A 21,507-nucleotide genomic window follows, 5' to 3' on the forward strand; every position below is an offset into this window, starting at 1 on the left:
CTGAGGCAGGCCCATCGGTTCGCTGCATCGCGGCCGGACGAGGCGTGTGGTTGAGCCATGACCGTGACTCGAACGACAACCTGAAAGCAAAAGGTTTGAGCTCTCGTTGAAAAGTCGTCCACGCTCAGTTCGATATTCTCGACAGCAGTGAACCGTGTCCGGCACAACACTTCGCGCGCGCATGGGACGTCGCGGCCTCACGTGCCCCGATCACCGATCACCGCCAAGGCCCTGGGCGGCTGCGGCCCGTTTCGCACTGGTCAACAGTGCGGCCAACCTCACGCCTACTCGGCTATCGCACTGGAGACGCACAATGAGCAACGCCCCTAGTTTTGTCAGCCAGGCCGGCAATTTCAGCAGCGCGGTGTCGGGGCAGGTCGACCCGCGCACCGGCCTTTATGGCACGAACATCACGCTCGGCAAAATCATCGGCAACCAGGGCATCGGTCCCGCCTGGCCCGTCACGCTGCAATACAGCCCGATGACCATTATCCAGGGCAACCAGGGTACCGACCTGAACCTGGGCGATGGCATTACGCTTTGCATGTCCATGTACGACACCCAGAACCAGATGCTGATCATGTCCACCGGCGAAAGCTACCCGGTGGATGAGTCCGCGGGTACGCCGGACGGCGACGGGGGTGTGATTATCCCGCTGGTCCAATCCAAGCTGCAGAGCGTGACGTTCAAGCGCTATGACAGTTGCAATATTCCCTGGAAAGGTGGCGCCGCCATCACCTCCTGCTACAAGGTCATCCAGAAATCCGGCATGGTGGAAATCCTGCAGGGCGGCAATATGGGGAATCCCACCAAACTCCCCCTGCTGAGCATTACCCCGTCCGGACAAGCCCTGGCGTTCCAATGGCAATACCAGGGCTCCACATGCTGGCTGGCCGCCGTGCTGGACGACACTGGCGCAACGCTGATGAAAGCGTCCCAGGACATGACGGTATTCACCTTCTATCCCGACACGCCGGAAAGCTATCAGGCGGAACTTATTTATCAGGCAGCCAGCAAGCTCACGCAAGTCAAGATCCGGAAAAGCGATACCGCCGATCCGCTGCTGAGCTGGACATTGAACTACGCCTCGTACTCCTCCGATCCCAAGTGGGCCGGATGGGTGACGGGCCTGGACCTGCCGGGCGGCGGCAGCGAGTCGGTCACGTATATGACCACCCATTCCTTCCCGCCGTCCGCCGGGCTTCCCGACCTGCCGGCGGTGCGCAGCCATACCCAGACGCCAGGCGCCGGGCAGCCCGCCATCACGACGACCTACACCTACAGCTCGCAGCAGTCCGGGACGGACATGGACGGCCATAACTTTGTCGCCGGCGCGACGGATATGGCCAGCTGGAGCACCAACCGCGACAACCTGTACGACTATTCCAGCGCCTACGATTACGGCTCCGTCGAAACCTGCGTCGATCGCGTCACCACGCGCGTCTACAACAAATTCCATCTGCAAACCGTCGAGAAGGTCACGCAGGGGTCCGGCACCGATCAAAAGACCATCGTCATGCAGACCGCGTATTACGCGGACGAGAGCGCCGCTTACCAGGACCTGCAGTACGCCTTCTTCCAGTGCCCCAAGACCAAAACCACGACCTGGGTAAATGGCAGCGATCCCGACTCCGACCCCCACATCGCCGAAACCACGTCCTACGGCGACGACAGCAATCCCGGCTGGGACAATTGGGGCAACCCCTTGCGGATGACCGCGCCGGATGGCTTGTTCACGCAGTGGTCCTACTACGATGGCAGCACCGACACCTACGATACCCAGGACACGAGCAAGCTCCTCTGCCCCGCGGACCCCAACGGCTTCACCCGCTACGCGCAATGGATGAAGATCGATCCCAGCGGCGTCACGGGCGACTATATCGAGTCCGGCGCACCGGCGCAGCAGACGAACTTTACTTATGCGTCGGTGACCCCCGCGGCGATCTCGTCGACCACGTCGTATGTCAACGGCCTGGTGCTGCAAAACTATTCCTCGCACACCAGCGGCAGCACCTTGATCGCCGAGGTCACCCACGCCTATGACACCGGCGGCCAGCTGAACGCCGGACGTGTCACGCAGCAGGTGGCGACACATTATCCCGATGGCAAAACCGGCACTTCCAGCGCCAGCTACAAGAGCACCCAGTCCTTTACCTATACCGCCGGCACCTTCAGCTACCCGGCGCCGTCGGATACGGACAGCTATGCCGTCCTGACGACGACCCACACCTTGAAGGCCGACGACCCCGATGTGAAGGCGGAACAGGCCAACGGGCATCCGGCCGGCTATCTGCAGGTACAAGGCACCGTGACCACGTCCAACTACAGCGGGCGCAAGCTGCAGGAGACGGACACGGTGGGCAACGCCACCCAGTATCAATACGACTTCCTGGGACGGGTTACCTCGCGCAGCCTGAACGCGCTAAGCACCGATGGCGCCACCAACACCTTCACCTACCAGTATGCGATCGCCGGGTCGCTGCTAGGCGATAGCGCCACCTACCCCTTCCAGGTATCCCAGACGGACCCCAACAATAACTCGGCGTGCTACACGATGGATGGGCTTCATCGGCGGATCCGGCACGACATCAACGCCCCGGACGTGCCGAACGGCGTCTCCACCTGGTGGAAGACCGAAACGCGCAGCTACGACAATATGGGGCGCCTGTCGACGCATACGGTGCTGGATTACGAAGTGGACGACGAAGGCAACCAGCAGGGCGATCCCTACACCCTGGTGGCCACCACCCTGTATGACAACTGGGGCCAGGCAAAGCAGGTTTCCTACACCGACGACACGGCGGACCTGACGGTATACGACCCCGTGGGCAAGACCATCAGCCATACCCGCTGCGGCATGACGGATGGCCAGACCGTTACGCTGCGAACCGCATGGTACGTCACCACCTACGACTACAACGCCAACCGCAAGCCCATAAAGATGGAGCGCCGCCAAAGCGCGGCCACGCCGGATGCGGCCACGCCGTACAGCCAGCGCACGCGCACCTACAACGGTCTGTATTGGGTAATGTCGGACACCGACGAGATGAACCGCAAGACCACCTATGCGCAGGACGCATGGGGCCGCACGACCGTCACGACCCTGCCCGACGCCACCTATACCACCTCGAACCAGATCAAAACGCCGGCCACCGTGGTTACCCGCGGCTATAGCCGCAAATCGCCCGCCTCATGGGTAAGCAGCATCACCGTCAACGGCTGGCTCACGGGCCAGGGCACGGCGCAGCAGGGAACCTGCACGGTAGGCACGCGCAACTTCAACAGCCTGGGGCGCATCACCAGCAAGACGGTGGGCGGGTGCACGTGGACATACCACTACCCGTACGACAGCACGGCCTTCGACGGCTATCCGCAGCCGGATTCCGCGGTCTCGCCCGATAACCAGACCTACCAGTACGAATACGACTACGAGCACGATGCCGCCTTGCTCAAACTGACGGTGGCGCAGTACACCCAGCAGTTCGAGTACGAGCCGGTAACCGGCATCATGACGAGCGCCCAGCAGGACCTGCAGCAACAAGCCAGTACGCAGACCAGCCTGCTCAGCTTCCAGCCATTCCCGTCCGGCCGCCTGCAGGGCGAAACCATAGACTATCCGCAGCCGGACGCCCCACAAGCGCAGCAGGCCGACGCGTTCGAACGGACCACGTCGTACTGGTACACCATCGGCGGCGCGATGAGCAAGTATGTCCATGTCGACGGGGCGACGACCGTGGTCCAGCGCGATGCACAGGGCAGGATTTCGTCCGTCGCGGATGACGATGTGACGGTAACGCCTCAGTACGACGATGCCGGGCGGCTGACGGGATGGCAGTCCAAGGACGAGACCAATAACGACTATGTCCTGACGACGACGCTGACCCTGGACGACTTCGGCCGGGAGACCCAGCGCACGATACAGGACGTGAATAATCTGTGGACGATCACGCAAGATCCCTCGTACTGGCAGAAGAATGACCTGCTGGGACAGCGCGTCACCGAGTTGAATTCGTCCACGCGCAGCGAGGTCTATACCTACGATGCGCGCAATCGCCTCAAGCAATGGAGCTGCGGCGTTACGGGCACCGACCTTCCGGCCCCTTGCGACCGATATGGCAACACGATGCGAACGCAGGTGTTCACCTTCGATGCGCTGAATAACGTCACTACTGTCGTATCGCAGCTGAGCAACGCGTCGAGCACGGGGGTGAACACGACCACGTTCAGTTTCGACTACAGCACCGATCCCTGCCGTCTGCTCACCGGCACGAACAGCAAGCCGGAGATGGGCTATACAGCCAGCTTCACCGTGCAATACGACGCCGCCGGGCGGATCACGAACGACGGACAGGGCACCACGCTGAGCTATGACGCGATGGGACGCGTCAGTACCGCCGCCAGCGAACTGACCGGACTGAACGGCACTTACACCTACGATGCCTTCAACCGCCAGGGCGTCACCACGTCGTCCGATACCGACAACGCCGTCAACTACTTCTACTACCGTTCCAACGAGCTGGTGAACCTGATACAGGGCAGCGGCAACAACATACGCCTGTACCGTTCGCTGTCGGGCGCGCCCGCGGCGCAATACAACAGCGCGGGAGACCAGGCCGGCGCATGGATGCTGGGGGCCGATCAATTGGGATCGGTATTGAATTCCAGCAATGGGCAGCCGTCGGACGTGGAGCAACGGGCTTATTCGCCCTACGGGGAAGAGTCGCTCAAGTAGCGGGTAGGCCGGATAGCGATACGCGGCCGTAGCGCGGGGATCGCGGTGGCGAAACGCGGCCGTCTTCGCAGGCGGCCGCGGCGCTTCGCTGCATCATGGCCGGCCGGTCAGTCAGCGCTGGCCGTCTTCCATGGCGCGCGCAATGGCGGCACGCGCGAGCCCTGCCAGCTCGGTCCGGCTGGGAGCGCCCCGGCCAGGTTCGGCCCGGCCAGGTTCAGCGTCGTGAGGAAAGGCGCGGGCCGATGCCGCCCGGCCTGGTCCTGCCCCCCCGTCTTGCTGCACACCCAGCGGATCCAGGTAGATGGCTTCCACCGCCAACCCCGTGGCGCCGAGTACCCGCCAGAGATTGCCTACCAGGGTTTCCTCGCCGACGAAGCAGGCGTAGGCATCGCGCCTGCCGTGGCGCAGGAAACGCAATGCGATGGGTTGGATGGACACATTGGCCAGCCTGGCCGGTTCGAACAGGCTGCCATGGAAAGGCAGCAGGGAAAATCCCTCCGTGGTCGTGCCTTCGGGAAACAGTCCCACGGCCTCTTCATTGGCGAACCTGGCCCGCATGGCCTCGCCCACCGTATGGATCGCCTGGCGGTGCCCGCGCCGGAGAAACAAGGTACCCGCCCCCGCCACCAGCCAGCCCACCACGGGCCAGCGCCGGATATCGTCCTTGGCGACGAATGCCGTGGGTCGAACCGCGTTGATGACGAAGATATCCAGCCAGGACACATGGTTGGCCACGATAAGCACCGGACCTTGCAACACCGGCCGTCCGCGCACGACGAGCCGCACCCCGCAGACGCGCAACAGCCAGCGCGACCACGTGCGATTCAGGAAGTCGCGGCCACGCGGGCCGACGATGGGGTACACCAGGCCGACCAGCAACAGTCCCGCCAGGACCATCAGCGTGACGATCAGCGCCCGAGGCAGGAAGCGGACAAGGCGGACAGGCAGCGGGGTGGAATCACGTCGCGCTCCCGAGGACGATCCAGCGCCATGCAATGTGCCTGGCTCGGCGGCCTGACCACGGTCCGGGCCGCTATCGCGGCGCATATCCGCGGCTGGACCGGAATCCATGGATTCCGTGGAAGTCGCTTCCGGATGGGTGGCTGAGGATCCGCGGTCTGTCATATCGAAATAAAAAATTGGCGTGGGCGGTGCCGCCGTGCGGACGCCACCATACCACGCCGCCATGTTTCAGATCCGGTCCGCCGTGGCGCCCGCATCACCGGGCCGGCATCACGCTGGGGACCGCGCGCCAGGGCCGCCGGGGCGCGGGACCGAACACCCGCGGAGCCGAGAGGCCGCGGAGCCGGAAGCCAGGAACCCGGCATCTCAGGCCGGCAAGCTGTCGAGATACCGCTGCAGGATGACGGCCGCCGCCGCCGCGTCGTCGGGGGCATTGGTGCCCAGCAGCGCCTGGGCCTGCATGCTGGAGCCGCGTTCATCCACCAGCTCCACCGGCAGCCCGAAACGCCCGTGCAATTGATTGGCGAAGCGGCGGCAGCGGGCGGTGGCTTCCTGTTCGCCGCCATCGGCGGCCAGGGCCAGGCCGACGATCAGGCGCTGGGGTTGCCATTCCCGCAGCAAGGCCGCGATGCGGCCGAAACGCACATCGCGGACCTCGCTGTGGATGATTTCCATCGGCGTCGCCTGGCGCGTCAGGGTATTGCCGATGGCGATGCCGATTTTCTTGGTGCCGAAGTCGAATGCCAGCAGGGTTTCCTCCGCCCCGGCGCGGCGCGGCCCACCAGGCACGCCCGCCAGCACCGCGCCTGGGGACGCCGGGTCCGCAATGGGCGAACCCGGCGCGGTTGGCGCCTGCTCAGGCATGGCCGGCATCCCCGGCCAGCATGATGGGGTCTATGCCCAACAGTTTGAGCGCGGCCGGATAGCGGTCCTCCGGCGGCACGTCGAAGATGATGTCCGGGTCGGCCGATACGCTGAGCCAGGCATTGCGCGCCATTTCGCTTTCCAGCTGGCCGGCGCCCCAGCCGGCATAGCCCAGCGTGACCAGCATGCGGGCGGGACCATTGCCGTCGGCCACCGCCTGCAGCACATCGCGCGAGGTCGTCAGGGCCAGGCCGCCCAGCTTGATGCTGGACGTATAGTCCCCCGGCGGGGCATGCAGCACGAAACCGCGGTCCGTCTGTACCGGTCCGCCAAAAAAGACGGGCGTTTCCTTGACCGGCGCGATCTCCAGATTGAGATCGATGCGCTCGAACAGGGTGCCCAGCGTCAGGTCGGTGGGACGGTTGATGACCAGGCCCAGCGCGCCCTTGGCGGTGTGCTCGCAAATATAGATGACGGCCCCCGCAAGGCTGCCTTCCACCATATTGGGCATCGCGACCAGGAATTGATTGGAAAAATCGACCGCCGGCGTGTCGTCGCCGCCCGGCTTGTTGTTGTCGTCGCTCATGATGTCCCCCCAGGACAATTCGCGCCCTATTACGCGGAACCGGGGCCCCGCGGGCACCCGGTAAACGGAAACTGGATGGTCGTCGTTCAGATCTCCATCAACTCGAAATCTTCCTTGCGGGCGCCGCATTCCGGGCAGACCCAATTCGGCGGCACATCTTCCCACCGCGTGCCCGGCGGGATGCCTTCTTCCGGCAGTCCGGCCTCTTCGTCGTAGACCCAGCCACAGATCAGACACATCCAAGTTCGCATAGTTTCCCTGAAATCAAAGTTACGGCCCCGGCGGGGGATAAAACCGCCCAAGCGGACGCGATCATTTAGAATGGGGTCGATCTTACCCAAACCCAATAGGTTTCTGGCCCGGTTGACGCAAAAAACGGGGCCGGCCATGCTGTCGAAGTGACTTCCCCGACTCCCCCCATCGTACTGATTTTCGGCCCCTTCGACCCCACGGGGTCGGATGGCCTTCCCGCGGACGCGGTGACCTGCGCCAGCCTGGGCTGCCACGGCCTGGCCGCCGTCACCGCGCTGACGGTGCAGGACACCGCCGCGGTCGAAGAGGTCCAGGCGGTCGCGCCCGAGCTCCTGGACGACCAGGCCCGGTGCGTGCTCGAGGACATGCCCGTGCAGGCGATCAAGGTCGGCGGCCTGTTCACCGCGGAAGCCGCCAGCGCCGTGGCCCAGGTGGCGGCGGACTACAGCCATGTCCCGCTGGTGCTGCACCTGGGGCAGCGCGGCCCCATGCCGGAAGACGCCGCGGAACAGGAAGACGCCGACGACCTGCTGGCCGCGACGCTGGAACTGGTCTTGCCTCAGGCGGATGTGGTGGTGGTGGAGCATGCACGGCTGGCTCAATGGCTGGCGGATGGCGCCATGGACATCGGGGAAGCCTCGTCGCCGGCCCATGCGATGCTGGGCGCCGGCGCCAAGTGGGTACTGGTACTCGGCAGTCCGCTGCGGCCCGGGCACTATGCCAATGTGCTGATCGGACCCAACGGCACGACGACCAACGCGCCCTGGCAGCCCCCTCCCGAACGCAGCGGCGACACCGGCGGCATGCTGGCCACGGCGCTGACCGCCTACCTGGCGCACGGCATGCCGGTGCCGCAGGCGGTGGAGCGCGCCCTGGCGCACGCCGATGCCGGCATCGCAGCAAGTTTCCTGCCCGGCATGGGCAGGCGGGTGGTCAACCGGATGCGCCTGCAATGACGGCGCTGCGCTTTCCCCGCGGCCTGTACGGCGTCACGCCGGAATGGGACGATACCGACCGCCTCTTGCGCGCGGTCAGGCAGGCGGCCGCCGGCGGCATGCGCTCGCTGCAGTTGCGCCGCAAGGACGTGCCGGCGGCGACCCGCCGCGAGCAGGCCCTCGCGCTAGCGCGGATCTGCCGCGAGCTGGGCGTGGTTTTCCTGGTCAACGACCACTGGGAGCTGGCGCTGGAGGCCGGCGCGGACGGCGTGCACCTGGGCCGCGACGACGGCGACCTGGCCCGCGTCCGCGCGCAGGCGCCGGACCTGGTCATCGGGGCGTCGTGCTACGACGACATCGGGCGGGCGCGCGACATGCTGGACGCGGGCGCCGACTACATCGCCTTCGGCGCCGTCTTTCCTTCCCCGACCAAACCGGCGGCGGTGCGCGCCCCGCTGGACCTGTTCGCGCGCGCCCGCGAACTGGCGGCCTCGCGGGCGGCGCCGCGGCCGGCGGTGGTGGCCATCGGCGGCATCACGCCCGCCAATGCCGCGCTGGTGGCGCAGGCCGGCGCCGATGCGGTCGCCGTGATCACGGGCCTGTTCGAAGCCGCCGATGTCGGCCGGGCGGCCATGGAATGCACGCGCCCCTTCCTGCCGCCGCGGGCGGACGCCCCCGACTGATTCCTTTACCGGCCCGGCGCCCGGCGCGAGCGATCACCGCCGCGCGCGGCGACCGGCGATCAACCCAGCACCCATGCAGATGTCCTCCATGTCCAGCAACGCCGAACTTTTCGAACGAGCGAGCCGCAGCATTCCGGGCGGCGTCAATTCCCCCGTGCGCGCCTTCCGCTCCGTGGGTGGGACGCCCCGCTTTATCGCCCGCGGCCAGGGTGCCTATGTATGGGACGCGGAGGGCACGCGCTACGTGGACTACATCGGCTCCTGGGGACCCGCGATCCTGGGCCACGCGCATCCCGATGTGGTGCGCGCGGTGCAGGAAGCCGCGGTGAACGGCCTGTCCTTCGGCGCCCCCACCCAGGCGGAGATCACGCTCGCCGAAACGCTGATCGCGCGCATGCCTTCCATGGAGCAGGTGCGGCTGGTCAGCTCCGGCACGGAAGCCACCATGACGGCCATCCGGCTGGCGCGTGGCGCGACCGGGCGCAACAAGATCGTCAAGTTCGAAGGCTGCTATCACGGTCACGCCGACAGTCTGCTGGTCAAGGCCGGATCGGGCCTGCTGACCTTCGGCAACCCGACCTCGGCCGGCGTGCCGGCGGAGTTTGTCGAACACACCCTGGTACTGGACTACAACGACCTGGACGCCGTGCGCCAGGCCTTTACCCGTTATGGCGGCGATATCGCCTGTGTGATCGTCGAACCGGTGGCCGGCAACATGAACCTGGTACGGCCGCGCCCGGGCTTCCTGGAAGGCCTGCGCGAACTGTGCACGCAGCACGGCGCGCTGCTGGTTTTCGACGAAGTGATGACGGGATTCCGCGTGGGCCCGCAGGGCGTGCAGGGCCTGACGGGCATCAAGCCGGACCTGACCACGCTGGCCAAGGTGATAGGCGGCGGCATGCCGGTGGGCGCCTTCGGCGGCAGCCGCGAGATCATGCGGCATATCGCCCCGTTGGGCGCGGTGTACCAGGCCGGCACGTTGTCGGGCAATCCGGTGGCGGTCGCGGCGGGCCTGGAAACGCTGCGCCTGATCGGCGAACCCGGCTTCTACGACAGGCTGGCGGCCACGACCCGTGCACTGGTGGACGGCCTGCGCGAGCGGGCGAAAGCGGCTGGCGTACCGTTCAGCGCCGACGCCATCGGCGGCATGTTCGGCATTTATTTCAGCGAGAACATCCCCACGACGCTGGCCGAAGTCTCGGCCTGCGATATCGAGGCCTTCAAGCGCTTCTTCCACGCCATGCTGGACCACGGCGTGCATTTCGCGCCCTCTGCCTTCGAAGCCGGGTTCGTATCGGCCGCGCATGACGACGCCGCCATTGCACATACCCTGGACGCGGCCGAGAAAGTGTTCGCGTCGCTGTAGGCAGATTGCGCCGCCCCGGGGCGGGCTGAAGTTCGCGGTGCGAGACGCCACGGAAACCAAAACACCTCTGCCACCGATGAAAACCCTGTCAGCCACGGCGGCCGTAAGGTGGCCGTGGCGCCGGACGCCGGGAAGGCGCGGTCGCCCCCCTGGCGCGATCCGGCGCCATGACGACTTCCAGACCGACACATGGCAAACGTACGGCCGCTCGGCTATGGCGGCGAGTTCCAGGACCCGGCCAGCGCGACCTACCCGCTGGGCCACGGCTATCGGCGTTTCCTGCCCACGCTGATGCGCTTCAACGCGCCGGACGACGACAGCCCATTCGCCGAGGGCGGACTCAATACCTATGCGTATTGCGCGGGCGATCCGGTCAATCGTAGCGACCCCGGCGGGCATGCGCCCATAGGCGCGATGGAACGCGCTGCCCTGGATGCCGCCCGTCTCGCGGGCGTCGATATGGAAGACGTGCATCCCGCCGGCCTGTCCGGACCGTTGGCGGTGGCGGATGGGCTCCAAGATCAGGCCGTCCGGCATCGAGTTGCCGCACGGTTCCAGAAGGCATGGCGCAACTGGCGCCAACGCATGGGCGGCGGAAGAAGAGAGGACGTCCAGCACATACGCTCAACTTTGCTGCCAAGGATGGGGGCAACCCCCGTCGAATCGCTGGACCAATTCCAGGAGCTTATCGCTCGTGGCAGAGTTGTCATCGAGGCGGCCGGCACCGTGGGCACGCTTCGCGAGGGTCATTCAACGCTCTACTTTTCCGGCCATGCCTACGACATGGATCTCTTGGCGGAACGTGGTCCGGAGGACCGCGCCATCAGGCAACCGTTGGGCTACGAAGCGAAGTTGACCGTGCGGCGCGGCAGGTGGCCGAAAAGAGCCTATATCTCACGCAATAAACCCCTCCAAATCCTACTGGACGTAGGCCGCTACAGGGCGCCCATAGAACTCGCCATAGAACAGGGGCTGACCTTCGTACTGGATGAGAAGTACAGCCAGCACTTCGACCTGGCATTGCGACAGGAGGGATTTACCTTCTCGCATCTGCCTTATGCCTATGGCTGGTACTACAACTGCCATACCTTCGTCCGCGGCGTGCTGGAAAGAATGCTGGATCTGGCCGAGTGATGCCGGTATGACGACGGTAGATACGTTCGCAGGCCGGGGCGTGCCAAAGTGCCCGCGGCGCATCGCATCGTCACGAAAATCAAAACAAACTTGACCACGATGAAAAGCTCCATCGGCCACCGCCCGTGTAACGTACTCGCGTGGCTGGACGTCGGAATGGCGCAGCGTGCGCCCTGGCGAGATCCCGCGACATGAGAACCTACAGGCAAACGCATGGGAAGCCCATGGGCGCTCCGTTATGCCGGTCGGTTGCGTGACCGGATCACCTGCGCCTACGCCCTCGGCAACGGCTACCGCTACTTACTACCCGCACTGATGCGCTTCAACGCGCCGGATGACGACAGCCCCTTCGGATCGGGCGGGCTGAATCCCCGCGCGTATTGCGCGGACGATCCCGTCAATCTCACCGACCCCGGCGGGCATGCGCCGATAGGCGCGGTGCAACGCTTCGCTCTTGATGTGGCGCGACTGGCGGGGGTGGATATCGAGGGCGCGCATCCGGCAATTCTGGCGAGGCCACTGGACACGGCGGATATCGTTCGGGAAGAGACCGTCCGGAATCATGCCGCGGCGCGAATCCAGAAGGCATGGCGCAATTGGCGCCAGCGTATGGGCGGCGGAAGAAGACAAGACGTCGAAACGATAGGCTTAACCTTGCTGCCCAGGATGGGGGCGAGGCGCGTGGACTCCCTCGACCAGTTCCAGGCACATGTCGCCGCGGGCAGGGTCATCATTGAAGCGGCAGGCATCGCGGGTACCCTACGTGACGGTCACTCATCGCTTTACTTTGCCGACCGCGTCTACGATATGGATCTCGCGTTGGAACCATTTTTTATGGGACCCAAGGTCAGGCAACAATGGGGCTACAGTGCAAAGTTCACCAGGCGAATCGACGGGATCCCGCAGAGGAGCTATATCTTTACCAGCAAAACCATCGAGGCCATGCTGGACAAGGGCATCTTCAAAACGCAAAGGCAAGCGGCCATAAACCTGGGGCTGACTTTTGCACTGGATCCGAAGTACAGCCCGCACTTCGAGCGCGCGTTCCGGCAGGAGGCTTTGACCTTCTCGCACCAGCCTTATGGATTTGGCTGGTATTACAACTGCCATACCTTCGTCCGTGGCGTGCTGGAAAGGATGCTGGATCTAGCCGACTGATGCCGGTATGACGGCGGTGGCTTCGATTTCCACCTTGGCGCGCGGCTCGACCAAGGCCGCGACCTGCACCGCGGTCATGGCGGGGAAATGGCGGCCGATGATGTCGCGGTAATGCACGCCGATCTGGGGGTACGCCGCCACGTATTCATCGCGGTCGGTCACGTACCAGGTCAGGCGCGTGATGTGCTCGGGGCGGCCGCCGCCCTGGGCCAGCACGGCGACGATATTGGCCAGCGCCTGGCGGGTCTGGTCGGCGAAATCGTCGCTCTCGAAGCGCTGTTCGCCGTTCCAGCCGATCTGGCCGCCGATGAATACCAGCCGGCTGCCCGGCTGCAGCTCCGTCAGCATGCCGTTGGAATATCCGCGCGGCGGCAGCCAGTCGGGCGGTTGCAGTATTTGCATGAGTCCATCCTGTTGTGATTGTGTTCGACGTCGTCCGGTCACGACGCCTGCCGGCGCGCCTGCTGGCGCAGCAGGAAACGCTGCAGCTTGCCGGTTTCGGTGCGCGGCAGGGCATCGACGAAGTCGATCTGCCGCGGGTACTTGTAGGGGGCGATGGCGGCCTTGACGAACTCCTGCATGTCCGCCGCCAGAACGGCGTCGCCCTTCACGCCCGGCTTGAGCACGACATAGGCCTTGACGATCTGTCCGCGCTCGTCGTCCGGCGCGCCGACCACGCCGCATTCCGCCACCGCGGGATGGCGCAGCAGGGCGTCCTCGACCTCGGGACCGGCGATGTTGTAGCCGGCCGAGACGATCATGTCGTCGTTGCGGGCCTGGTAGAAGAAATAACCATCGGCGTCCTGCACGAAGGTGTCGCCCGGCAGGTTCCAACCCTGACGCACGAACTCGCGCTGGCGCGGATCGGCCAGGTAGCGGCAGCCGGTCGGGCCCTTGACCGCCAGCCGGCCCGGTTGGCCGACCGGCACGGGACGCATGTCCTCGTCCACCACCTGCGCGATATAGCCGGGCACCACCTTGCCGATGGCGCCGTGGCGGACTTCGTGCTCCGGGCTCGACACGAACACGTGGATCATCTCCGTGCCGCCGATGCCATCTATCATCTCTATCCCGGTCGCCTGCTTCCATAGCTGTCGCGTGGCGTCGGGCAGGGCCTCGCCGGCCGAGACGCTTTTCCGCAGCGAGGCCAGGTCATAGCGGGCGGCCAGGCCCGCCATCTGGCGATAGAAAGTGGGCGCGGTGAATACGATGGTGGCACGGAAGTCCTGGATCAGCTTGAGCAGGCCGTCGGGCGTCAGTTTCTCGGCAAGCAGCGCGCAGGCGCCGATGCGCAGCGGAAAGCACAGCAGGCCGCCCAGCCCGAAGGTAAAGGCCAGCGGCGGCGTGCCGCAGAAGATATCGTCCGGCGCCGGGCGGATGACATGGCGCGGGAACAGGTCGCACATCGCCAGCACATCGCGGTGAAAGTGCATGCAGCCCTTGGGCTTGCCGGTGGTGCCGCTGGTGAAGGCGATCAGGCAGACATCGTCGGCGGCGGTATCGCAGGCGGTAAAGCCCGCCGGCTTGCCGCGCGCCAGGCTATCCAGGCTGTCCGGCGCCGTATCGTTGAAATAGACGATGCGCCGCAGGTCCGGGCTATGGTACTCGTGCCCGGGCTGCATGCAGGGCATCGCCTCGTCCTTCAGCCGGACATCGCACAGCATGGCGCTGACGCGCGCCTTGTCGATGATCTGCTTCAGTTCCTTGGCGCGCAGCAGCGGCATGGTGGGCACGGTGACCATGCCCGCCTTGATCGCGCCCAGCCAGGAGGCGGCCATCATGGGATTGTTCGGGCCGCGCAGCAGCACGCGGTTGCCCGGCACCAGCCCCATGTCCTCGACCAGGACGCGGGCGATGCGGTCGGTCAGCGCCGCCAGTTCCGCGTAGGTCATGGCGGCCTGGCCGCCATCGGCCGCCGGCCACCGCAGCGCGACGCGGTCGCCCTGGCCGCGCGCGACGGCGGCGTCGACCAGCTCCACCGCGCAGTTCAGGCGCGCCGGATAGGCGGTATCCGGGCCATCCAGCAGCAGTTCCGGCCATTCCTGCGCGGGCGGCAGATTGTCCCGCGCGAAAGTATCGACGTGTGCCGTGGCGCGCGGCGCCGTATCGATGGTTGCTTGCATGACGTTCCCCTTGATGCCGGCGGCGGCCCGGCTCAACCGCCCTTGAACAATGCGCGGGCAATGATCAGTTTTTGCACTTCGGTCGCGCCTTCGTAGATGCGCAGGGCGCGGATTTCGCGATACAGCTTTTCCACCGGCATGCCGGACACCACGCCGGCGCCGCCGAACATCTGCAGGGCGCGGTCGATGACGGTCTGCGCGGATTCCGTGGCCATCATCTTGGCCATGGCGGCCTCCCGCGTGGTGGGCCGGCCCTGCACGTCGCGCTGCCAGGCGGCGCGGTACGTCAGCAATGCCGAGGCGTCGATGGCGGTGGCCATGTCGCCCAGCGCCGCCTGGGTCAATTGCAGGTCGCCCAATGTCTGGCCGAACATGCGGCGGGTCGTGGCGCGGGCCAGCGCCTCGTCCAGGGCGCGCCGCGCGAAACCCAGCGCCGCCGCGGCCACGGACGCGCGGAAAATATCCAGCGTCATCATGGCCAGCTTGAAGCCCTGCCCGGGCTCGCCCAGCAGGTGGGTAGCGGGAATGCGGCAGTCCTGGAATCGCAAGGTCGCCAGCGGGTGCGGCGCGATGACCTGGATGCGCTCGGCGATCTCGAATCCCGGCGTGCCCGCGTCGACCACGAAGGCGCTGATGCCGCGCGCCCCGGGCGCCTCGCCCGTACGCGCGAAGACGCAATAGAAATCGGCGATGCCGCCGTTGGAAATCCAGGTCTTGGCGCCGTTCAGCACATAGTGGTCGCCGTCGCGGCGCGCCTCGCAGGCCATGGCCGCCACATCGGAACCGGCCTCGGCTTCGGACAACGCGAAGGCGGCGATGGCCTCGCCCCGGGCCACGCGCGGCAGATAACGGGCCCGCAAGGCATCCGAGCCCGCCAGCGCGATGGCGCCGCTGCCCAGGCCCTGCATGGCGAAGGCGAAATCGGCCAGGCCCTCATGGCGCGCCAGGGTCTCGCGCAGGATGCATACGGCGCGGGAATCGACCGCGGGCATGGCGCCGCCCCAGCTTCCCCCGGGGCCGGCGGGCACGCAATAGCGCAGCCAGCCGCCCTGCCCCAGCTGCCTGACCAGCGTCCGGCAGGCCCCATCGGTGTCGGCGTGGTCCAGGTCCCGCAGCGTAGCCGCGCACCAGGTGTCGGCACGCCCGCCCAGGTCGCGGTGCATGGCGTCGAAGAACGGCCATTCCAGCCAATCGGATCGCGCGGTCATGTCAGTCCCCCTCGAAGCGCGGCTGGCGCTTGTCGACGAAGGCCTCGTAGGCGCGGCGGAAATCTTGCGTCTGCATGCAGATGGCCTGCGCCTGGGCCTCGGCCTCGATGGCTTCGTCCACGCCCATATTCCATTCCTGGTGCAGCAGTTTTTTGGTCATGCCGTGCGCGAAGGTCGGCCCGGCGGCCAGTTGCGAGGCCAGCTCGCAGGCCGCGGCCAACAGGGCATCGGGCTCGTGCAGGGCGTTGAAGAAGCCCCAGGCGGCCCCTTCCTGCGCGTTCATCGCGCGGCCGGTGTACAGCAGTTCCGAGGCGCGCCCCTGCCCTATCATGCGCGGCAGCAGCGTGCAGGCGCCCATGTCGGCGCCTGCCAGTCCCACCCGGGTGAACAGGAAGGCCGTGCGCGCGCGCGGCGTACCCAGCCGCATATCGGATGCCAGCGCGACCATGGCGCCCGCGCCCGCGCACACGCCATCCACGGCCGCGACGATGGGCTGCGGGCAGGCCCGCATGGCCTTGACCAGGTCGCCGGTCATGCGGGTGAAATCCAGCAGCTCCGGCATCGTCATGCGCGTGAGCGGGCCGATGATCTCGTGCACGTCGCCCCCGGAGCAGAAGTTGCCGCCCGCGCCGGTGACGACCACGACCTTGATGTCCGTCGCATACACCAGCGCCCGGAAAAGATCCCGCAGCTCGGCGTAGGAATCGAAAGTCAGGGGATTCTTGCGTTCGGGCCGGTCCAGCGTGATCACGCCGACCTTGCCGTTGTCGCGGGTCTCCCAGCGGAAGGTGCGGGGCTGCGTGCCCGCCATGGGCCGGCGATGGTGCGCCATGCCCTGCGGCGCCGCCGCGTCGTCATGCGGAATGTCGGTCACTGCGTATCTCCTGTCCATGCATGCCGCCCGGCGCGGGACTCGCTTCCGGGCGCCGTCGCGGCGGCGGACTGCCGGCCGCTATCCCACCATGACTTCACCGCCGTCCACCGGGATGGACTGGCCATTGATCGCCGCCGCGCCGGGCTGGCACAGCCAGGCCACGGCATGCGCGACTTCGTCGGGCCGTACCAGCCGCCCTTGCGGATTGCGCTCGGCCAGCTTCGCGCGCGCCTGCGTCTCGTCCATGCCGGTCTTGGCGACGATGTTGCGCACGGCCTCGCGCACGATGTCGGTGTCGGTATAGCCCGGGCAGACGGCGTTGACGGTGACGCCCTTGCCCGCTGTTTCCAGGGCCAGCGCGCGCGTCAGGCCGATGACGCCATGCTTGGCCGCGCAATAGGCGCTGACATAGGCATAGCCTTGCAGGCCGGCCGTGCTGGCCACATTGACGACGCGCCCCCAGCCCGCGGCCAGCATGCCCGGCAGCGCCGCCTGGATGCAGTGGAAGGTGCCGCTCAGGTTGACGGCCAGCATCTGTTGCCAAAGCGCCGTGCCGGTGCGGTCGAAGCGTTCGCTGCGCGCCTGGCCGGCATTGTTGACCAGTATGCCGATAGGGCCCAGGTCGCGCGCGGCCGCCTCGAAGGCCCGCGCGATGCCGTCGGCGTCGGTGACGTCGGCCGCCTGCCAGCTCACGCTGCCCGCGGGCGACAGCGCCGCGAGCGTATCGGCGGCCCTGGCCAGGACCGCGTCGTCGCGGCCCACCAGGGTAACCGCGGCGCCCTCGTGCAGCAGGCGCTCGGCGATGGCGTACCCGATCCCCCGGCCGGCACCGGTGACCAGCGCGTGGCGACCGTGCAGCGGGGCGTTCATGCCTCGCTCCGCGCGGGAGCCGGCACCGCGGCGGCGGCGCGGACGAAGTTGGTTTCCAGCTGGCGCTTGCCCGCCAGGTAGTGCACCGGCCAGTCGACGTCGGTATAGCCGACGCGGGCCGCCTCGCGCAGGGTCCAGGCGGAATCGGCCAGGTGCGGGCGCGCCAGGGCGCACAGGTCGGCCCGGCCGGACGCGATGATGCCGTTCACATGGTCGGCCTCGAAAATAGCGCCCACGGCGATGGTGGGAATGCCGGCCTCGTTGCGGATACGGTCGGCGAAGGGCGTCTGGTACATGCGGCCGTACACGGGATGCTGATCCGGGCTGACCTGGCCGGACGAGCAATCGATCATATCGGCGCCGGCGGCCTTGAAGCGGCGCGCGATCTCCACCGCGTCGTCGGCGGTGATGCCGCCTTCCACCCAATCGTGGGCGGAGATCCGCACCGACATGGGCAGCCGCGCGGGCCAGGCCTCGCGCACGGCGGCGAAGACCTCCAGCGGATAGCGCAGCCGCCCGTCCAGATCGCCGCCGTACTCGTCATCGCGCAGGTTGGTCAGCGGCGAGATAAAGCTGGACAGCAGGTAGCCGTGGGCGCAGTGCAGCTCCAGCCAGTCGAAACCGGCCGTCGCGGCGCGCCGCGCGGCGTCGACGAAGTCCTGGCGCACGCGGTCCATGTCGGCGCGCGTCATGGCTCGCGGGGTCTGCGAGATGCCCGGCAGGTAAGGCAGGGCCGAGGCCGACATCAGCGGCCAGTTGTCCGCCGGCAAGGGATGGTCCATGCGCTGCCAGCCCAGCTGCGTGGAGCCCTTGCGGCCGGCATGCCCCAGCTGGATGCCGATGCGGGCGTCGCTGTGGCCGTGGACGAAACCCACGATGCGGGCGAACGCCGCACCTTGTTCGTCGTTCCACAGGCCGGGGCAGCCCGGGGTGATGCGCGCGTCCGGCGAAGGGCAGGTCATTTCGACCATGACCAGGCCGGCGCCGCCCAGCGCCTTGGCGCCCAGGTGCACCAGGTGGAAATCGCCCGGCACGCCCTCGGTGCAGGCGTACATCGCCATGGGCGAAACGACGATACGATTCTTCAGCCGCACGCCGCGCACTTCGTAGGGCGTCAGCATGGGCAAGGGGGGCCGCTCCCGGGACCCCACATCCACGCCCGCCCGCGTGGCCAGCCAGCTTTCGTAGCCCTGCAGCCACCGGGGATCGCGCAGGCGCAGGTTCTCGTGGGAAATGCGCTGCGAGCGCGTCAACAGGGAATAGGCGAACTGCTCGGGCTCCAGCCCGGCATAGCGGTCGACATGCTCGAACCACTCGGTGGAATTGCGCGCGGCGTTCTGGATTTTCAGGACCTCCACGCCGCGGACGTCTTCGTAGCGCTGCAGGGCGGCGCGCAGGTCCTGCTCGGCCGGCACGGCGTCCGGGGAGCCGTCGTCCGGTCCGGGCCGGCTCGTGCACCCGCCCTGCCCGGCGGTCAGCTGGTCGGCCAGCTCGATCGCGTCCTCCAGCGCCAGCTTGGTGCCGGAGCCCACGGAGAAGTGCGCGGTGTGCGCCGCATCGCCCATCAGTACCACCGGCACCTGGCGCCGTCCGCGCGGCGTGTCAAGCGTGTTCCAATGCACCCAATGCCCGCAGATGACGCGTGGGAAGCGGATCCAGATGGCGGATCCGCGCAGATGGGCGGCGTTGCTCATCAGCCGGTGGCCGTCCAGCCAGGGCGCGAACAGCGTTTCGCAGTAGCGGATGCCTTCTTCCTGGCTCATGCGGTCCAGGCCCGCCGCGCGCCAGGCGGCCTCTGGCGTTTCGACGATGAACGTGGACAGGCCGGGTTCGAAGCGATACGCGTGCGCCTGGAACCAGCCATGCGGCGTCTGGACGAAGGCGAAGGTGAAGGCATCGAAGGCCTTTTCCGTGCCCAGCCAGACGAAGCGATTCTGCCGTTGGTCGATGTCGGGCTGGAAGGTATCCGCATAGGCGGCGCGCACGCGGCTGTTGATGCCGTCGGCGGCGATGAGCAGGTCCGCGTCGTACTGCCGCGCCAGCGCCTGGTCGTCCTCCACGGTGGTTTCGAAGACCAGTTCGACGCCGGCCTCCTCGCAGCGCGCCTGCAGGATGTTCAGCAGCTTCTTGCGCCCGATGCCGATGAAGCCATGCCCGCCGCTGCGCAGCGTGCGGCCCTTGAAGTGGATATCGATGTCGTCCCAATGGTTGAAGGCATCGCTGATCCGCTCGGCCGACACGGGGTCGGCCCGGCGCAGGTTCTCCAGCGTGGCATCGGAAAACACCACCCCCCAGCCGAAGGTGTCGTACGGCCGGTTGCGTTCGACCACCGTAATCCGGTTGGCGGGGTTGCGCAGCTTCATCAACAGGCCGAAGTACAGCCCGGCGGGGCCGCCCCCCAAGCACACTATCTTCATCGCGTCACTCGCAGTCCGGCCCGGCCGCCAGCAGCCGGAGTTTCAAGCCTAGATAGTTTAGGCTTGAAATATATACCCGGAGCGACGGCGGCCGCAACACGGGTTTGCGAGGGGGGTACGGGGACGGAAGACCGGACGCGCGCGGCGCTAGGAGGCCGGCCGGCGCTCCAGCGCGACGCGGTCGCGGCCCGCCTGCTTGGCCAGGTACAGCGCGCGGTCGGCGCGGCTCAGGGTGGTGGAAACGCTTTCGCCGCTGCGATGCAGGGCCATGCCGACGCTGACGGTCAGCAGCAGTTGTTCGCCTTCGACCTCGATGGCATTGCCGCGCACGCCCGCCAGGATGCGGTCGATGACGGCCTCGCCTTCTTCCAGGCTGATGTTGGGCAGCAGGACGAGGAATTCCTCGCCGCCCCAGCGCGCCACATCGTCGCTCTCGCGCACGGAGCAGCGCATGATGTCGGCCAGGCGCGTCAGCGCGCGGTCGCCGGCATCGTGTCCGTAGCGGTCGTTGATGCGCTTGAAATGATCCACGTCCAGCATGGCCACGACGAAGGCCGGCTGGTCCGGGCGCGCGGCCAGGGACAGTTCCTTCATGCGCTCCATCAAGGCGCGGCGGTTCAGGAGATTGGTCAGGGGATCGCGGATGGACGATTCCTTGAGCGCGGCATTCATGTCGCGCATCATCTCCTGGTAGCCGTCGGAGATGCGCACGAGCTTCGCCAGCCGCTTCAATTCGCGGTCATAGCGCGCGACCAGGCCCAGTTCGCGCTGCCGGGCCATCGCCTGGAAGGCATCGGACAGGTAGGAAATGCGCTCGATGCGCTCCAACTGGTCGTTGGTGTGCTGCCAGAGATCCTCGAGCACCTCGCGCAGCGGATGGTCCGCGTATTGCGGCTCATCCAGCATGGATTGGATGCGGGTCTCGAGATCCTGGTAGCGCTTCTTTTTCATCAGCGGCCGACGACCGTAAAGGGGAAGGTGCAGTCTTCCTTGAATTCCTCGGCCAGCTCGCCGACGCGCTCGTTGCGGCTGTCGTAGTACCAGGTCACGGAGACGTCGTGGCCGTCGCCGTGGGCGGCTTCCAGCAGGTCGAAGATGTCCATGACCGCCTTCACGCTGCTGGTGTTCAGATACTGCAGTTCCAGGATCATGGACAAGGCCTGCCGGGTCGACGCCAGGTATTCGTCCACCCACTGGATGACCGGACCGAACAGCTCGAAGGAGTTCTCCGGATAGGAGTCGCCGCTCAGGTGCAGGCTGCCCTTCGCGCTGTCGGTCACGATGGACGGCGTCGATTGGGAAGCGGGGATATTGAGTTCTTTCATATGCGTTGTTGTTCGGG

At 66.7% G+C, this 21,507-nt stretch carries 18 protein-coding genes; 6 read left to right on the top strand and 12 right to left on the bottom strand.

The features are described from left to right. Positions 1–313 precede the first annotated feature (313 nt). Positions 314–4,732 (top strand): RHS repeat domain-containing protein, encoded by a 4,419-nt coding sequence (locus BAU06_RS22730; protein ID WP_066355948.1) that lies wholly within the window; start codon positions 314–316, stop codon positions 4,730–4,732. A 111-nt stretch (positions 4,733–4,843) separates the two neighbouring features. Here BAU06_RS22730 and BAU06_RS22735 read toward each other — a convergent pair whose 3' ends face one another. The 4 genes from BAU06_RS22735 to BAU06_RS22750 form a co-directional block, all read right to left on the bottom strand. Next, positions 4,844–5,629, bottom strand: coding sequence for a lysophospholipid acyltransferase family protein (locus BAU06_RS22735; RefSeq protein WP_066355954.1), 786 nt, complete (start codon positions 5,627–5,629; stop codon positions 4,844–4,846). A gap of 432 nt (positions 5,630–6,061) precedes the next feature. Next, a complete protein-coding gene (gene ruvX / locus BAU06_RS22740; RefSeq protein WP_082993894.1) occupies positions 6,062–6,559 on the bottom strand; it encodes a Holliday junction resolvase RuvX in 498 nt (165 codons plus the stop codon). Further along, on the bottom strand, positions 6,552–7,145 hold the full coding sequence (locus BAU06_RS22745) for a YqgE/AlgH family protein (RefSeq protein ID WP_066355956.1): 594 nt from the start codon (positions 7,143–7,145) through the stop codon (positions 6,552–6,554). Before BAU06_RS22745 ends, ruvX begins: the two co-directional genes overlap by 8 nt. 86 nt (positions 7,146–7,231) lie before the next feature. Beyond that, positions 7,232–7,396 (bottom strand): rubredoxin, encoded by a 165-nt coding sequence (locus tag BAU06_RS22750; protein ID WP_066355957.1) that lies wholly within the window; start codon positions 7,394–7,396, stop codon positions 7,232–7,234. Positions 7,397–7,543: 147 nt separating this feature from the next. On the opposite strand from BAU06_RS22750, the gene thiD reads away from it, so the two are divergent. The 5 genes from thiD (at position 7,544) to BAU06_RS22775 (ending at position 12,673) form a co-directional block, all read left to right on the top strand. Then, on the top strand, positions 7,544–8,353 hold the full coding sequence (gene thiD / locus BAU06_RS22755; protein ID WP_231933942.1) for a bifunctional hydroxymethylpyrimidine kinase/phosphomethylpyrimidine kinase: 810 nt from the start codon (positions 7,544–7,546) through the stop codon (positions 8,351–8,353). After that, entirely contained in the window at positions 8,350–9,015 is a 666-nt protein-coding gene (thiE, locus tag BAU06_RS22760; protein WP_066355964.1) for a thiamine phosphate synthase, read from the top strand. Before thiD ends, thiE begins: the two co-directional genes overlap by 4 nt. Before the next feature lie 88 nt (positions 9,016–9,103). Further along, positions 9,104–10,381 (top strand): glutamate-1-semialdehyde 2,1-aminomutase, encoded by a 1,278-nt coding sequence (gene hemL, locus BAU06_RS22765; protein ID WP_066359601.1) that lies wholly within the window; start codon positions 9,104–9,106, stop codon positions 10,379–10,381. 189 nt (positions 10,382–10,570) lie between these two features. Next, entirely contained in the window at positions 10,571–11,515 is a 945-nt protein-coding gene (locus BAU06_RS22770; RefSeq protein ID WP_066355968.1) for an RHS repeat-associated core domain-containing protein, read from the top strand. A gap of 213 nt (positions 11,516–11,728) precedes the next feature. Further along, positions 11,729–12,673 carry an RHS repeat-associated core domain-containing protein gene (locus tag BAU06_RS22775; protein ID WP_066355973.1) on the top strand — a complete coding sequence of 315 codons (945 nt, stop codon included), beginning with the start codon at positions 11,729–11,731 and terminating at the stop codon, positions 12,671–12,673. Here BAU06_RS22775 and BAU06_RS22780 read toward each other — a convergent pair. The 8 genes from BAU06_RS22780 to siaC form a co-directional block, all read right to left on the bottom strand. Next, positions 12,662–13,075, bottom strand: coding sequence for a RidA family protein (locus BAU06_RS22780; protein WP_066355977.1), 414 nt, complete (start codon positions 13,073–13,075; stop codon positions 12,662–12,664). The two genes, BAU06_RS22775 and BAU06_RS22780, sit on opposite strands and share 12 nt — an antisense overlap. 38 nt (positions 13,076–13,113) lie before the next feature. Then, positions 13,114–14,796 carry an AMP-binding protein gene (locus tag BAU06_RS22785; protein WP_066359605.1) on the bottom strand — a complete coding sequence of 561 codons (1,683 nt, stop codon included), beginning with the start codon at positions 14,794–14,796 and terminating at the stop codon, positions 13,114–13,116. A 32-nt stretch (positions 14,797–14,828) separates the two neighbouring features. Continuing rightward, a complete protein-coding gene (locus tag BAU06_RS22790) occupies positions 14,829–16,004 on the bottom strand; it encodes an acyl-CoA dehydrogenase family protein (protein ID WP_066355984.1) in 1,176 nt (391 codons plus the stop codon). Position 16,005: 1 nt separating this feature from the next. Further along, entirely contained in the window at positions 16,006–16,836 is an 831-nt protein-coding gene (locus BAU06_RS22795) for an enoyl-CoA hydratase family protein (protein WP_066359608.1), read from the bottom strand. Positions 16,837–16,956: 120 nt separating this feature from the next. Next, positions 16,957–17,748 carry an SDR family NAD(P)-dependent oxidoreductase gene (locus tag BAU06_RS22800; protein ID WP_066355986.1) on the bottom strand — a complete coding sequence of 264 codons (792 nt, stop codon included), beginning with the start codon at positions 17,746–17,748 and terminating at the stop codon, positions 16,957–16,959. Beyond that, the gene (locus BAU06_RS22805; protein ID WP_066355988.1) at positions 17,745–20,165 is read right to left on the bottom strand and encodes a bifunctional salicylyl-CoA 5-hydroxylase/oxidoreductase; all 2,421 of its coding nucleotides are present in this window, start codon (positions 20,163–20,165) and stop codon (positions 17,745–17,747) included. Before BAU06_RS22805 ends, BAU06_RS22800 begins: the two co-directional genes overlap by 4 nt. A 147-nt stretch (positions 20,166–20,312) precedes the next feature. Next, positions 20,313–21,116 carry a biofilm regulation diguanylate cyclase SiaD gene (gene siaD / locus BAU06_RS22810; protein WP_066355990.1) on the bottom strand — a complete coding sequence of 268 codons (804 nt, stop codon included), beginning with the start codon at positions 21,114–21,116 and terminating at the stop codon, positions 20,313–20,315. Continuing rightward, positions 21,116–21,490 carry a biofilm regulation phosphoprotein SiaC gene (gene siaC, locus BAU06_RS22815; RefSeq protein ID WP_066355992.1) on the bottom strand — a complete coding sequence of 125 codons (375 nt, stop codon included), beginning with the start codon at positions 21,488–21,490 and terminating at the stop codon, positions 21,116–21,118. The genes siaD and siaC overlap by 1 nt, the downstream gene beginning before the upstream one ends. Between the last annotated feature and the right edge of the window lie 17 nt (positions 21,491–21,507).

This window comes from Bordetella bronchialis (assembly GCF_001676705.1).
Lineage (GTDB): Bacteria > Pseudomonadota > Gammaproteobacteria > Burkholderiales > Burkholderiaceae_B > Bordetella_C > Bordetella_C bronchialis.